This window comes from Streptomyces sp. NPDC001848 (assembly GCF_042891915.1).
In the GTDB taxonomy this organism is placed as follows: domain Bacteria; phylum Actinomycetota; class Actinomycetes; order Streptomycetales; family Streptomycetaceae; genus Streptomyces.
This window is the reverse complement of record NZ_JBIATP010000017.1, coordinates 86,874-100,669: the sequence shown is the minus strand read 5'-3', so window position 1 is coordinate 100,669 and position 13,796 is coordinate 86,874. Positions and strand designations below refer to the sequence as shown.

Genomic DNA, 13,796 nt, shown 5'->3' with positions numbered 1-13,796 from the left:
CATGTCGTCGGCACCGTTGTCACCCTCGGCCCCCTCCTTGACCTCGGCGTGACGGTCAGTCAGTGGCCGGTCCGCGTCTATACCTCGATCTGCGAGCCCATGACGACGGTGCGGTCGCGGGGAAGGCCGAAGTACTCGGCGGCGTCGGCCGTGATGTAGGAGGTGGCGATGAACAGCCGCTTGCGCCAGGCTGCCATCGTCCGTGCCTTCCCGCGCCGGAGCTCGATCTTCGAGAGGAAGTAGGACGCCTGGTCGAGGTCCAACGGTCCCTCGGTCCGGGCCGGGTCGAGCTGTGCCAGTGTGCTGGGCACGTCCGGTGTCTCCATGTAACCGAACCGGGCCGTCACGTGGATGATCCCGTCGTCGCGGTAGCCCAGGTCGTCGACGACGATCCGCTGGTCGGCCGGGACGCGGGGCACGGGCTTGGTCTCGAGGGAGAGGATCACGACCTGGTCGTGCCGCACGTGGTTGTGCTCGACGTTGGCCCGCATGGCCAGCGGCGCGGTCTGCTTGCCCCGGTTGAGGAAGACGGCCGTGCCGGGGATCCGCAGCGTCGGCACCTTCTCTGTGCGGAGGTCGTCGATGAACTCGGGCAGCGGACCTTCGAGCCGTGCCCGTTCCGCGGTGACGAGTTGGCGGCCGCGTTGCCAGGTGGTCATGACGGTGAACGCGGTGAGGCCGATCAGCAGTGGCAGCCACGCGCCGTGAATGAGCTTGGTCAGGTTGGCCGCCACGAACAGCAGGTCCACGAAGAGCAGCACGGTGGCACCGATGGCGATCAGCCACGTGGGCGTGCCCCATTTCGCGCGGGCGACGTAGAAGAACAGCAGGGTGGTGATGGTGATGGTGCCGGTGACCGCCATGCCGAACGCGAAGGCCAGCGCGGTGGAGCTGCGGAAGGCGAAGACCAGGGTGAGGACCGAGACCATCAGCAGCCAGTTGATCCAGGGGACGTAGATCTGACCGATGGTGGATTCGGAGGTGTGTGCGATCCGCAGCCTCGGCAGGTAGCCGAGCTGGGCGGCCTGCGAGGTGACCGAGTACGCGCCGGTGATCACCGCCTGCGAGGCGATCACGGTGGCCGCCGTGGCCAGCAGGACCATGGGCAGCCGTCCCCACTCGGGCACGAGGAGGAAGAACGGGCTTCTTATGTTCTTGGAATCGGCGAGGATCAGCGCGCCCTGGCCGAGGTAGCTCAGGATGCAGGCTGGGAAGACGAGGAACATCCAGCCGCGGGTGATCGCCCGGCGGCCGAAGTGCCCCATGTCGGCGTAGAGCGCCTCGGCGCCGGTGACCGCGAGCACGACCGCGGCGAGGGCGAAGAAGGCGGTACCGAAATGGCCGAACAGAAAGCCCAGGGCGTACGTCGGTGACAGCGCCCGGAGGATCGCCGGGTGGTCGGCGATGTTGACCACGCCGCACGCGCCGATGGCTGTGAACCAGGCGATCATGACGGGCCCGAACACCCGGCCCACCGCCGCGGTCCCTCTGCGCTGTACGACGAACAGCAAGATGATGATCAGCGCCGTGATCGGCACGACCGCGCTTTCCAGCGACGGCTGGACGACCTTGAGCCCTTCGACCGCGGACAGCACCGAGATCGCCGGAGTGATCATGCTGTCGCCGAAGAACAACGACGCGCCGAAGATGCCCAGCGCAGCCAGGAGGGCCGTGGCCCGCCCGGCCCGTCGCGAGCTCCACCGCCGTACCAGGGTGATCAGTGCCATGATGCCGCCCTCGCCGTCGTGGTCGGCGCGCATCGCCAGCAGCACATACGTGACCAGGACGATGATCACCACCGACCAGAACACGAGTGACACCACCCCGTACACGTTCTGCGTGGTGACCGGGACGGGGTGCGGGTCGCTCGGGTTGAACACGGTCTGGAGGGTGTAGATCGGGCTGGTCCCGATGTCACCGAAGACGACGCCCAGAGCACCGATCACCAGGGCGAGACGCACCGAGTCGTGCGCGACCTGACCGCCGGCCTCCAGCGGCCGAGCTGCGTGGCCGCCGTCCGCCTCGCCTCTGCGCCGGCGATTGGCCATGTCAATCCTCCTCCGTACGGCCTGCTGTGCTGCAGGCCAGGTGCAACACGGTGGACGATATCCCGGCCTCCTTGCGCGACCGTTCGCAGCACGCGTCTGCGTTCGACTGGCGCCGCCCCGGCGGGTCCCACAATGCCGCGGCTGAAGCTCGGCAAGTGGCGACGACACAGCAGATGGGGGTGGCCGGGCGCCGCGACGCCGACATCCCCCAAAGGGCAGTTCAGGTCAGGACAGTCCCGACGCCCGGAGCACCGCCCGCACCGTGTCCTCGTCGATGCGGTGGCCCAGCCGGTCGAGGACATCCGCTCCTTCGCGCAGCGTTCCGCGTTCGAGGGAGCGGCGGACGCCCGTGTCGAGTTCGTGCCAGAGCAGGGGGTTGGCCGCGAGGATCCGGGGATCCAGTTCGAGGCGGTGGCCGTGGTTGTCCCGCAGGACCAGGTGGGAGGAGACGCCGTCGTACTGCCGTACGGCTGTCAGCGCGTCGGTGCGGACCATTCGCCGGTGCCATGGCGTGCGCACGGCGAGACAGCCGGGGCCCGCAGTCACCCGTTGCGGCAGCAGGACGGTGCATACCGCTGCTGAGAGGGTGAGCCACAGCAGGGCGCGAAGGAGCGTCAGGCTTCCAGCGTCCCAGTCGACCAGGAGGCTCAGGGCGCAGAAGGCCAGGGCGCCGCACACCGCGAACCGGGCGCTGCCACGCCAGTGGCGATCGCCGGCTGGGCTCGCCCGTCCGCTCTGTCGCATGCTGCCGACGCTAGGCGGCCGTAGCGGACTCGGCGACCGCTGCTGACGGGGCCCTAGCGGCGTACGGGTCGATTTTGACGAGATCCTAACGCGCCCGTTCGGAGATCTCTGGTGCCAGGCCCTGCGTAGGCACGTCTCGAGGATGCCGGGGGCCGCGCACGTGGTCCGGCTGTGCGACCGGACCGGAGACGAGGCAGTGCCGCCCCTCCTCTTCCACGCGGCGGTCGACGGCGTTCAGTCAGCTCTGGCTGGCCTTGTGACCGTGGTTGGCCTTCTTCTTGCGGCGGGCCTTCTTCTTGCGGGCGCGCTTGGACAGGTCCGGCTCTCAGAGTCTCAGGTGCTCTTCAGGCGGCACTGCGGCCGACCAGCAGGTCCGCCAGCTTGTTCAGGCGCTTGAGCGTGCGGTCCTCGGTCGCGGCCGGGGCGGGGTCGACGCGTTCGTCGCGGTCGTAGTAGGCACCGTTGACGATCTCGACCGCCGGGTCGCACAGCCGGACCACGTGCGCGGCCCCCTCGGCGGGGGAGGCGCCCGTGTGGGCGTAGAGCGGCAGCAGGGCGGTGTCGCAGACGCCCGGGTGCACCGAGACCGCCGTCACGCGCGGATCGGCCGCGAACATCGTCAGCGCCAACTGGGACTGGGCGTAGGCGGCGAGCCGGGAGTAGCGGCGGGCGCGGTTGGGGTCGGCCCACTGGATGGAGGCGATGCGGTGCAGGGCCGATGACACGCTGACGACGCGGCCGCCCGGGTCGCTGGTGAGCGCTGGTGCCAGCAGGCAGGTGAGCAGGTAGTGGGCGAGGAAGTTGACCTGGAAGGCGATCTCGTTGCCATCGGCGGTGACGGTGTGCCGCTCCGGGGCGGCCATGCCGGCGTTGTTGACGAGCACGTCCAGGCGGGGGTGCTCGGTGGCGACCTTGCGGGCGAGCGTCTCGACCTCCTCAAGGCGGGCGAAGTCGGCGGCGTACGTGGACAGCCGGTGCGGGTCGATGCCTGCGGTGGCGATGAGACGGTCGGCGGCCGCGCGGGCCTCCTCGGTGGTACGTCCGTGCAGCAGCACGGTGGCACCGCGTCCGGCGAGCTGCCGGGCGGTCTCGTAGCCGATGCCGGAACTGGCGGGCGTACCGGGCCGACCATCGCGACCTTCGCTTCACCGGCGAGTTCCGGCGCGAGCTGGACAACATCACCTTCCCCGGGGAGCGCGCCGCTGCCGAGAGGACTGTGGAGACGTACGCTGTCTACCAGCGCGACGACCGCAGAATCCGGGCGCTGCTGACGGCCGGAAAGGAACAGCAGGCCGTCGAGTTCTGCATGGACTGGAAGCCGGGCACCTCCAATGCGCACTTCAGCGCGTGGATGGCCGCCCTGGACAAGGTGACGGACATCAACCGTGCCCACTTCGCCTCGTCGGTGCGGGACGGCCGCTCTGCGGTGAGCGTGCCGCTTCCCTCGGCGGGCGGCCTGCTGCTCGCGGCGATGGTGCTCGCTGCTTGGGGACTGCGGCCGCGGCTGGCCGAGTTCCGCTGAGCAGTCACTCTCGCTGTCGAGCGGAGTCGAGTACGCAGCCGAGGCGCGTTGACATGACCGCTTTGCCGTCAGATGTCCGCGAGCCGGGCCTCCTCCAGGTCGAGGGAGCGTTGCAGGCGGCGTCGGGTCGTGTCGCTGATGCGGTGGGCGTCGTACAGGCGCTTCGCACTGTCTCCAGGGGCCAAACGCCTGCTCGACGTCCCCGACGTCGACCCGGACATCCCCGAGGACGCCACCAGCGAAGAGATCGACCACATCGCACACCGGCAGTACACGACGTCGAAGCGGGTCTACCGGTCCTGGGCCTGCCTGGACCCCGCGCCGCACGACCGCCGAAAACGCCTGCCACTCAGTGAGGCCAAGAAGATCCGGCGCAAGTGGAACGCCCCCGCAAACGCAGACACCGTGCGCAACCTGGAAGCCATCGCCCAGGACCTGGTTCTCGCTCCGGTCATGGCCTCCTACCGGCGCGGCGACTTCGCACGCTGGCAAGGTCACATCGCGGTCGACGACACCCCGGTTCCAGTCTTGGGTAAAGGGCCGGACTACGACAGGGACCGGGCCTCGCTGGAGATCACCGCCGGGATGTACGTCAAGGGAGGAGCGCAGAAGCGGCCGGTGCAGCCCGGCAACGGAACATTGACGCCCACGAATACCGGCACCCGGCGCGGTACGGCGAACAGGCCAGCCTCTCCCGCAGGAGAAGAAAGCGAAGGTGCCAGAGAAGCGGGAGTTCCGCTACGCCATGATGGCCGCGTTCCCCGGCCATGGCCACGGCGACCTCGCCGGTACCTACCCCGCGGTCTGCCTCGGCATGATCCTCCACACCCCGGGCACCGAACCAGGCCCGGCCGCCCTGCGTGCCATCCGGGCAGCGTACGACCGGGGCCTGGTCAAGGACCTCTTCTGTGCCGACCGGGGCATCTCCCAGGCCAAGCCCCGCAACCTGCATCTCCAGCTGCTCGAACTCGGCCTCAACACGGTGAAGCACTACAACGACGACAAGGTCGACCGGCAAGGGACCTTCCGCGGTACGGAGCTGGTCGGAGGCGAGTTCTACTGCCCTCTCATGCCCACCCCGCTCGTCACTGCAGGCGCCACCTACATCAACAGCCGCACGGACGAGGACCGCGCCCACGCGCTCAACTTGATCCAGTCCCGCAGGAACTACCAAACCAAGGTCAAGGAGTACGGGCCCGCAGGCGACCAGCGCCGGCAGTGCCCAGCACTCGGACCACACGCCACGGTCACCTGCTACCGCCGCCCCCAACCACGCCGGTCCACCGTTGTCGACCTCGACGCCCCCACCGTCCGCACCACGGCCGCCCTGCCCACCATCCGCAAGCCCAAGCGGGACGCCGGTTCTTACCCTGACATCTGCACGGGGAAGAGCATCACCGTTCCGGGCAAGGTACTGGCCAAGTGGCGGCAGAAACACCCCCTGTTCACCCCTATGTGGCAGGAAGCCTGGTCCGGACTGCGCAGCCAGAGCGAGGGCGGCAACGGCAACCTCAAGAAGTCCGCCCTCGACAGCATCGACAACCCCCAGCTCCGACTGCCCCACGGACGCGTCGCGCAGACCCTGCTTCACGCCGTGATCATCTTCGTGGCGAACTTCCGAGCCATCAAACGGTTCTGCCGCGACCAGGGCATCCGGCCCCGCACAGCCGGCACGCCGAGCCCCACAACCCAATCCGGCCAGCCCCTCGAGCCACCCCACGGGCAACTGCTTCCGACCGACCCGGTCGAGCCTCCGCCACGTGAGTGACACACCCCCGCAGCGCTCCACCCCTGAAAACCCCACATGCCTGCGCCACGGCCACCAGCCGTCGCACAGGCATGTCCTGTTTCCGCAGGCGAGAGGCGCAGCACCCGGACCCGCCACCGCACCAACCCCTCACCGAGCCGATCGTGAGGCCCGAAGGCCCCAGAAACGACGAAACACCGGTGAGTAACATGACTCGACCGGTAATTCGTGAACGTTTCGGGACGATCTCGTGAACGTCCCATAAGGAGTGTCCGAGGGGCGAGTCAACCGCTGACGATACAGTCGTGGTCGCGCCAGGACTTCTCGCGGTGCAAGATCGCCAGTGGTGCTCCACCATCTCCTCGTGAGATCCGGTTGCCCCGAGAGAAGAGCTCTCGGACTACCTGAGAAGCTGCTGGCCACTTGGCGGAGGCGGGTGATCGAGAGGTCCCGCGAAACCTCACCGACGGTGGACGCTGACGGCGTAGCCGCCGCCGTCGTAAGGGTCGGCGTCCCACGTGGCGAAGCGGTCGACGAGGGTAAGGCCGGCCGCGGCGCACACGTCGTCATACTCCTGCAGGGTGATGCCGGGCGGCACGGGCAGGTGGGCTTCGTCCAGGCCGAAGCCGGCGACCATCAGACCACCCGGACGCAGGGCCGCGGCCAGGCGCCCGACCACCGTGGCTTCGGTGCCGGGAGCGAGAAGCGGGAACACGTTGCCCGCAGCGACCACGAGATCGAAGTCCGTCGCGATGCCGAGCAGACCCGGGTCGAACGCGGCCAGATCGGCCTGGAACCAAGGCAGTTCCGGCGCCTGCTGCTGCGCCACTGCGAGCATCGACGCATCAAGGTCGACCCCGACGCAGTCGTACCCGAGCTCCACGAGCCGGATCATGACCCGTCCGGTGCCGCACCCGGCATCCAGCACCCGCGCTCCGGCAGGCACGAGCGCCGCGCAGAATCGCGCCTCCCCGTGCACGCCCTTCCCGCCACGGGCCAGGGCCGTGAACCGGGCGGCGTAGTCCTGCCCAGACGCTCCCCCGGTCAGCTCTTCCCAACGGCTCATGCCGCCGACTGTATGCCGGGCCGTGGGCCGCTCGAAGAGGTGGCTCGACCGACTCGGCTCACCCAGTCGGATGTGCGGTCACCCCGGCAACGTGCAGACGGCGTGCGCCGTGCTCAAGGAAGATCAGCGCGTAGACCCGGCCGGATCCACCAGGTCGACGTGCAAAAAATGGCAGGCGAGGATGCCATCGGCCTGCGCCGTGAGGAACTCTCACCACCTGGACCCGCCTCTGCGGGGCGCAGGGCCTACGCCGGCGCCAGTCTCCGCCACGCCGGCTCGCACAGCGGTTGCCAGGGATGAGGGTTTGGGTCCGGGCGAACTGGCCCACCGGACCGGGCCTGAATTGGCCCACACGGTCGGGGCACCATGTCACTACGTTGGGGGCATGGGAGCTGTGGGCGGTTATTCGTGGGGGTACTGCATTGATGACGTGGACTTCGATGAGCTGTCGAGTCTGTACCGGGTAGCACCGCTGGGTGATAAGTCCCCCGAGGCGCTCGCAACGGTATTCGGCAACAGCATGTTCGCCTGCTTCGTCTACTTCGACGGCGCGCTTGTGGGTGCGGGGCGGGCTCTTGCGGACGGCGTGGACTGCGCTTACATCGCCGATGTGGCGGTGCACCCCGATCACCAGGGAAGAGGATGGGGATCCGGCATCATACGAAGGCTTGTGGATTTCGCCCGCGGCCACAAGAAGATCATCCTCTACGCCAGCCCGGGTACCGAGGCGTTCTACCGAAGGCTCGGTTTTCTCAGGATGAACACCGCGATGGGCATGTGGAGTGATCCGGGCCGAGCGATCGAGATCGGCCTCCTCAGCCGCGCGAACGGCCAGTTCTCATCCACGTGACGACTGGTCCGAGTTGCGGGTGCCGAAAACCCTATCCATGACCTGTGACCTGCAGATTGTCGCGAATGGTCCGTGATCGCCGGATGAGCGTGTCAGGCTGGTCGCTCATCCTGATGCGACTGCCCTACCTGGCCGTGTCGAGCGTGTTCGCCTTGATCCGACTGTTGCCGACGAGCGCTGTCGACAAGGACATCGAGATCTTGACACTGCGCCACCAGTTGGCCGTCCTGCAGCGGCAGATCGACAGGCCGCGCGTCACCCCAGCGGACCGCGCTTTCCTGGCCACGCTCCTCCACCGGCTCCCCAAGCCGAAGCTGCGGCAGCTGCACCTGATCGTCTCGCCGGAGACAGTCCTGAGGTGGCACCGTGACCTCATGCGCCGTCGTCACGCTGACGCCTCCCGTCGCAAGCGGTCCGGCAGACCACCGACCCGTCGCTCCAGCCAGGCCCTTGTCCTGCGCCTGGCCCGCGAGAACAGCTCCTGGGGGTACCGACGCATCCACGGCGAACTCGCCGTGCCCGGCATCAAGGTGGCACCCTCCACCATCTGGGAGATCCTGCGAGCCCACGGGATCGAGCCAGCGCCCGAACGTGACCGTCAAACCTGGGCCGCATTCCTGCGCGGCCAAGCCCACGCGATCCTGGCCTACGACTTCCTCACTGTCACTCCCCTTAACGGACCAACCCTTTATGTCCTCGCCGTCATCGAGCACGCCAACCGCTGTATCCGCATCCTCGGCGCGACCGCCCACCCCACCGCGGACTGGGTCGCCCAGCGCGGGCCGCTGAGGTACTTCACTGCGGAAGTGCACTGATAGCCGGGGTTCCCGACACACAACGACCCGGCCGCGCCCAAGGCAAACACGCTCCTTCGGCCAGCAACCCGCTCGTTGTCGACGAGACCGGAGCCATCCTTCTCCAGCGCCGCCGTGACACCGGCCGGTGGGCGCTTCCCGGAGGCGCGCAGGACATCGGCGAGACCGCGGCAGAGTGCGCGGTACGCGAGTGCCTGGAAGAAACCGGCATCATCGCCGAGGTCACCGGCATCGTCGGCGTCTACACCAACCCGCACCACGTCGTGGCCTGCAGCGACGGAGAGAATCGCCAGCAGTACGAGAAAACGTACATCGGCCGCCTGGTGACCCCGTCCTGAAGTCACCGCACCCAGTCCTCCTCGTAGGCGGTCCAGTCGCCGCCCGTCGCCGCGAAGTCCACGTACAGCGCCACTCCGAAGGCCGGGCGGTGGGCGTCCGTGCGGGACAGGCCAAGGCGTACGCCCCGGACGGCGGCGGGGACCGTCTCGGCGCGGGCAAAGTGGCCGAACCGGTTCTCGTGGAAGAAGGGCAGGCCCATCAGCAGGTCGGTGGAGGGCGGGGTGACCTCCAGGCGAGACTGGTCTGCTGGGCGACGTAGCCGCCGTACAGGCTCTGCAAGGGCTGCATGATGTCGTACGACATGACGGCGATCTGGTCGACGCGGCGGGCCACCTGCCCGAAGTACGCCTGGGACCACCACTTGGGGTGACCGGTGGCTGTTCCCCAGAAGGAGTGGAAGGCGGGCAGCGGGTCGATCTGGGCGGCGGCGACCGAGAGCAGGGTGTGCCGGGCGCGGGTCTCGCGGCGCAGGTCATCCAGGAGGTGCAGGTAGTCGCGGTCGCCGGAGTGGAGGGGTTCCAGATCGAGGTGGACGCCCTGAAAGCCGACGGAGAGGATCTCACGGGTGGAGCGGACGATGGCGGCCCGGGTTGCGGCGCGGTCGAGGCGGAGGCCGTCTGGGGACTCGCTGGCCAGTTGGGTCGCCGAGCCACGCCTGGACGCGCACGCCGGGCATCCGTCGGTGCACGGCTTCGATCAGCCACCGCGCCTTCGGGTAGTCCGCGGCGGGAAGCGTGCCGTCGTGCTCCAGGGGCCCGAATGGACGTACAGGTCACGGATGCCGGTGCCGCGCAGCCACCCGGCGAGGGCCTCGACGTCGGCGTCGCTCTTGCGGCCGTCGATCCAGGCGTGGCCAAGCCAGATCGCGTCCTGGTTCCTGGTGTGCGTGCCGTCCGCCAGGTCGCCCCCGTAGTTCACGCGAAGCGCGGTCTCGGCGGCGAGGAGCGGCAGCAGGACGGCGAGGACCAGGGCGAGGGCCGTGCGTCTCGTCCGGACGAGCCATGTGCGTGTGCGGGGTGCCGGGGCACTCTCCCGCGTCTGCTCGTCCTCGGCGGGTATGTGTGCCGTGTCCATTCCGTCCTCCGTATCGCTGTTTCCCTCGCCTGCCTCCGTCCCACTGTTGTGGCTGGTGTTGCCGGGGATGACGATCAATGCCGAGGCTCCGGTTCCCGCGGCCGTCATGGAGCCGTACCGCAAAGGGGTCATATGGCGTGATGACCCACTGGCCGGACGCGTCGGCGGGCTGGCGCCCCGCGTCGGCTCAGTGCCAACCGTCGCTGCCTGCCAGTACCACCGAGACCTGCTGCCCGCTCACCACCAGATCAACGCTGGCACTACGGCGGTCGAGCAGCCAGCCGGCCCGCTGGGTGCCCGACCCGGCGGCGTCCAGGTGCCAGCCGTGGTGGGTGGTCAGCCAGTCCCGCAGCACAGCCTTGGTCTCCGCGACCGGCTGCCCGTGCGGCCCGGTGACGATCAGCCGGCGGGAGCAGACCGCGCTGCCGCAGGAGTCGAAGCCGCCCGAGGACTCGGTGGCCATGTAGCCGGGTGGCAGGGGAAGCACCAGGTCGGTGGACGGCACCAGGGACTCACGTAGCCCGAAGAGGACGTAGTAGGGGGTGAACAGCAGCATCACCACCACCCCGTACCAACTGAGCGCCACGGTGGCGAAACGTGCCCGCTCGTTGCGCTGACGGCGCCCGCGCAGTCGGCGCTCGACGAGTACGCCGACGGATATCACCACAATGGTCAGCGGTGCGTAGCCAACCACCGCCTCGGCCCGCGCGCGCTGCGGAAGCAGGCCGGCGAGTTCCGCGCCCAGCAGCGCGGCGACGGCCAGCAGCACCGCGCCCACCACGGCCCCGACACCCCGAGTCCGGTAGAGGGCGGCCCAGCACAGCGGCGGAATGCCGATCAGGGCGAGCTCGGCAATGGTCTGAACCACCTGACACCTTTCAAGCTTGATCTTGACGGAGAGACCCTCGGGCAGACCGCGGCTGAAGGCTGCCCGAGGGCGGTGGACGGCCGTGCGGCCGTCCACCGGTCAGCGCCAGGAGCAGGTGAGGACCCCACCCACGAGCCGTAGACCGGCCGCCGATCAACGTCGGACGCCTTCAGCCAGCCCGAGACCGGGCGGCGCTGCCCGGTCCCATCCGGGTTCGGATGGGACCGGGGAGCTGCGCGGCACGCGGCGCCTGACCGCGGTCACCACGTTGCACGACCTCACCACGGCCGCACAGTACGCGGACCGGTTGGTCCTGCTCGACAAGGGACGCGCCGCGGCGAGCGGCACGCCTGCCGAGGTCATCACCGAGGACGTGATCGCCCGTGTGTACGCGGCACGGGTGTCGGTGACGACGGACACCGACGGCCGTCCCGTGGTCACGCCGCTGCGCGGCCCCGGCACAGTGGGTCTCTGACCAGCTTCGGCAGGCATATCTGTGCAAGGTCCGTGTCGACGCGCCTCGGATACCGCCCTGCCCCCGAAGCGCTGCCGGAAGCGGACGCCGACGGCTGACCTACATCGACGCCTGCCCGGGCTGGTCAACTCAGGCCCAGCTTGGACAGGGCGGTGATCCAGCAGCTTGCGACGGCATTCTGTGCGGCGGACGTTTGTCGAGCAGGTCGCGGGCCTGACCCGCCGGTACAGCCAACCGACCGACGACTGCGGTCCCGGATATCACCACGGGGACGACCGGGTCCGCCGCCAGGACCTGTACGCGGCCCAGCAGAAGCGCTTCGAGGAGAGGAAGACGAGTGAGGCGGAGATCGAGGAGTGCATCAGGGAACTCCACCGCCGCGGCGCCCACTTCCGCCGGCTGCTGCACCCCGAGGAGGAGCCCGATCCCGCGGTCCGGGCCGCGCTCCGCCGTCTGGACGCGTGGCAGGCGGCCGTCACCTACCCCGCCCTGATGCTGCTGTTCGACCACGCATCGCCGCCACCGAGCGCTGGGGCGTGCGCGAGATCCTGGCCGCGCCGACGATCTCGCCGCGGTGCTCGCCGGCGCGGACGACGAGCCGAGTGGCCTCAGCCTCGCCTCAGAGAGACGCCCCCCTGCTCACTGGGGCGCCTGACGCCCCGGCAACGCCGAGACAGGCGCCATCGAGCACATGTCCTGTCGCGCCGCCGGCACCGCGGCCGGCGGGACGCGCCGATCGGCGCCCCATCACGGATCATCGGTGGCTCCAGGTCCTGACCCAGACCAAGAACAGCGGCCTCGAGGACGTGTGCATAGTCGTCTGCGACGGGCTCAAGGGCCTGCCCGACTCCCTCTCGATGGTCTGGCTCCAGGCGGTCACCCAGACCTGTGCCGTCCACCTGACCCGGGCGTCGTTCCGCTACGCGGGCCGGCAGAACCGGGACAAGGTCTCCCGCGCGCTCAAGCCGGTCTACACGGCTCCTACAGCGAGCGCGGCAGAATACCTCGGGGTCAAGCATCTGCGCGATTCCTTCACCCGCCGCACCGCCGCCTCCCTGACAGACGTTGGCTGTGATGACCCGCATGGCGCCGGGGACGGTGTGGTCTTTGGCCATATTCTCACCCTCCGCTGAACTTCACCTTTCGTACCGCTGAACTTCGCTTTTCATACCGCGGTTACCTTCCCAGCAGAGTCGAGGTCAGCTTTGCAGTCAGGAGAGCGGTGCGGTGAAGCGACGCAACACAGGCGGAAGGTTCTACGCCCCGCTGGTCAGCGTGCTCCTGGCCGTGTCCGTAGGGGGCTGCGGCATGAGCGGTGGCAACGCGACCAGCCCGGCGGCCACCTCGTCGGCGTCCGCCACCGTCGGCGGCAGGCCCGGGACCGCGTCGCACGTCACGGCTGAGCCTGCCGCCTGGCACAAGTGGGGCCTGACACCGCTGCCCGCGGCACCCGAGCCCCCGGCGGACAAACCCGTCAAGCTGTCCGCGACCGGCCCAGTCCCGGTCTTCACGCACATACCGACATCCCAGAAGGTCGTCTTCATCACCGTCGACGACGGACTGGAAAAGGACCCCAAGTTCATCGAGATGATGCGGGACCTGAAGATCCCGATCACGATGTTCCTGATGAACGACGCCATAAAATCGGACTACGCGTACTTCAAGCCACTGCAGGCGATGGGCAACCACATACAGAACCACACCCTGCACCACCCCGCGATGAACACCATCCCACTGGCCCGCCAGAAGGAAGAGGTGTGCGGCGACCAGAAGATCCTCACCCAGCAGTTCGGCACCGCCCCGTTCCTCTTCCGGCCGCCCTACGGGGCGTACAACAACAACACCAAGATCGCGGTCGGAGATTGCGGGCCACGAGCGATCGTCTGGTGGCGCGAGTCCATGCAGGTACGCAATATGCAGTACCAAGATCCAGGCAAAAAGCTGCGTCCCGGCGACATCATCCTCGCCCATTTCCGCGGCCCTGCGGAGCTCAAGGGGGCCACCATGACGGAGATGTTCGCGAATCTGCTCAAGCGCATCCGGGAACAGGGCTTCGCGGTGGCCCGCCTGGAGGACTACATCCAGCCGCCAGCCGGACACTGAACCGACCAGGAATCAGTATGCTTCGCAGCGTTGCACTCTTTCGGTCTCGGGGCGCGGGCCGCGCAGTATGCGCCGTGGCCGACCGGATCGGGTCGGAACCTCGCCCGGCATTTGCTCATCCATCTGACAGACATCGCATCTCGTA

General features: G+C 68.7%; 10 protein-coding genes and 5 pseudogenes. 8 read left to right on the top strand and 7 right to left on the bottom strand.

Annotated elements, in window-relative coordinates; all coding sequences use genetic code 11:
- Positions 1-77 precede the first annotated feature (77 nt).
- From ACFYZJ_RS30790 to ACFYZJ_RS30780, 3 genes and pseudogenes are all read right to left on the bottom strand, one after another.
- Positions 78-2,048, bottom strand: coding sequence for a potassium transporter Kup (locus ACFYZJ_RS30790; RefSeq protein ID WP_388573380.1), 1,971 nt, complete (start codon positions 2,046-2,048; stop codon positions 78-80).
- Between the two features lie 225 nt (positions 2,049-2,273).
- Positions 2,274-2,792: a hypothetical protein gene (locus tag ACFYZJ_RS30785; protein ID WP_388573378.1), complete on the bottom strand. Its 519-nt coding sequence runs from the start codon at positions 2,790-2,792 to the stop codon at positions 2,274-2,276.
- A 344-nt stretch (positions 2,793-3,136) separates the two neighbouring features.
- Positions 3,137-3,910: pseudogene (locus ACFYZJ_RS30780) on the bottom strand (SDR family NAD(P)-dependent oxidoreductase); the annotation flags it as partial.
- Between the two features lie 98 nt (positions 3,911-4,008).
- On the opposite strand from ACFYZJ_RS30780, the gene ACFYZJ_RS30775 reads away from it, so the two are divergent.
- Entirely contained in the window at positions 4,009-4,314 is a 306-nt protein-coding gene (locus tag ACFYZJ_RS30775) for a hypothetical protein (RefSeq protein WP_388573376.1), read from the top strand.
- Between the two features lie 715 nt (positions 4,315-5,029).
- Complete coding sequence (locus ACFYZJ_RS30770) at positions 5,030-6,082, top strand: hypothetical protein (RefSeq protein WP_388573375.1); 1,053 nt, start codon at positions 5,030-5,032, stop codon at positions 6,080-6,082.
- A 439-nt stretch (positions 6,083-6,521) separates the two neighbouring features.
- On the opposite strand, the gene ACFYZJ_RS30765 is transcribed toward ACFYZJ_RS30770, so the two are convergent.
- Positions 6,522-7,127: a class I SAM-dependent methyltransferase gene (locus ACFYZJ_RS30765; protein ID WP_388573373.1), complete on the bottom strand. Its 606-nt coding sequence runs from the start codon at positions 7,125-7,127 to the stop codon at positions 6,522-6,524.
- Between the two features lie 64 nt (positions 7,128-7,191).
- Positions 7,192-7,388 (bottom strand): annotated as a pseudogene (locus tag ACFYZJ_RS30760) (integrase); the annotation flags it as partial.
- Positions 7,389-7,512: 124 nt separating this feature from the next.
- On the opposite strand from ACFYZJ_RS30760, the gene ACFYZJ_RS30755 reads away from it, so the two are divergent.
- The 3 genes and pseudogenes from ACFYZJ_RS30755 to ACFYZJ_RS30745 form a co-directional block, all read left to right on the top strand.
- On the top strand, positions 7,513-7,977 hold the full coding sequence (locus tag ACFYZJ_RS30755; RefSeq protein WP_388573371.1) for a GNAT family N-acetyltransferase: 465 nt from the start codon (positions 7,513-7,515) through the stop codon (positions 7,975-7,977).
- Between the two features lie 107 nt (positions 7,978-8,084).
- A pseudogene (locus ACFYZJ_RS30750) lies at positions 8,085-8,753 on the top strand (integrase); the annotation flags it as partial.
- 57 nt (positions 8,754-8,810) lie between these two features.
- A pseudogene (locus ACFYZJ_RS30745) lies at positions 8,811-9,118 on the top strand (NUDIX domain-containing protein); the annotation flags it as partial.
- 14 nt (positions 9,119-9,132) lie between these two features.
- Here ACFYZJ_RS30745 and ACFYZJ_RS30740 read toward each other — a convergent pair.
- Positions 9,133-10,205, bottom strand: a pseudogene (locus tag ACFYZJ_RS30740) (hypothetical protein).
- A gap of 187 nt (positions 10,206-10,392) precedes the next feature.
- A complete protein-coding gene (locus tag ACFYZJ_RS30735; RefSeq protein WP_388573369.1) occupies positions 10,393-11,073 on the bottom strand; it encodes a hypothetical protein in 681 nt (226 codons plus the stop codon).
- A 268-nt stretch (positions 11,074-11,341) separates the two neighbouring features.
- On the opposite strand from ACFYZJ_RS30735, the gene ACFYZJ_RS30730 reads away from it, so the two are divergent.
- The 3 genes from ACFYZJ_RS30730 (at position 11,342) to ACFYZJ_RS30720 (ending at position 13,651) form a co-directional block, all read left to right on the top strand.
- Positions 11,342-11,548 carry a hypothetical protein gene (locus ACFYZJ_RS30730; RefSeq protein ID WP_388573367.1) on the top strand — a complete coding sequence of 69 codons (207 nt, stop codon included), beginning with the start codon at positions 11,342-11,344 and terminating at the stop codon, positions 11,546-11,548.
- Positions 11,549-11,904: 356 nt separating this feature from the next.
- Complete coding sequence (locus ACFYZJ_RS30725; RefSeq protein ID WP_388573366.1) at positions 11,905-12,681, top strand: transposase; 777 nt, start codon at positions 11,905-11,907, stop codon at positions 12,679-12,681.
- Between the two features lie 94 nt (positions 12,682-12,775).
- Positions 12,776-13,651, top strand: coding sequence for a polysaccharide deacetylase family protein (locus tag ACFYZJ_RS30720; RefSeq protein ID WP_388573364.1), 876 nt, complete (start codon positions 12,776-12,778; stop codon positions 13,649-13,651).
- Positions 13,652-13,796 lie beyond the last annotated feature (145 nt).

Excerpts from the sequence above, each read along its gene's own strand:
- ACFYZJ_RS30790 (WP_388573380.1), bottom strand. The coding sequence starts at position 2,048 with ATGGCCAATCGCCGGCGCAGAGGCGAGGCGGACGGCGGCCACGCAGCT.
- ACFYZJ_RS30785 (WP_388573378.1), bottom strand. The coding sequence starts at position 2,792 with ATGCGACAGAGCGGACGGGCGAGCCCAGCCGGCGATCGCCACTGGCGT.
- ACFYZJ_RS30755 (WP_388573371.1), top strand. The coding sequence starts at position 7,513 with ATGGGAGCTGTGGGCGGTTATTCGTGGGGGTACTGCATTGATGACGTG.
- ACFYZJ_RS30765 (WP_388573373.1), bottom strand. The coding sequence starts at position 7,127 with ATGAGCCGTTGGGAAGAGCTGACCGGGGGAGCGTCTGGGCAGGACTAC.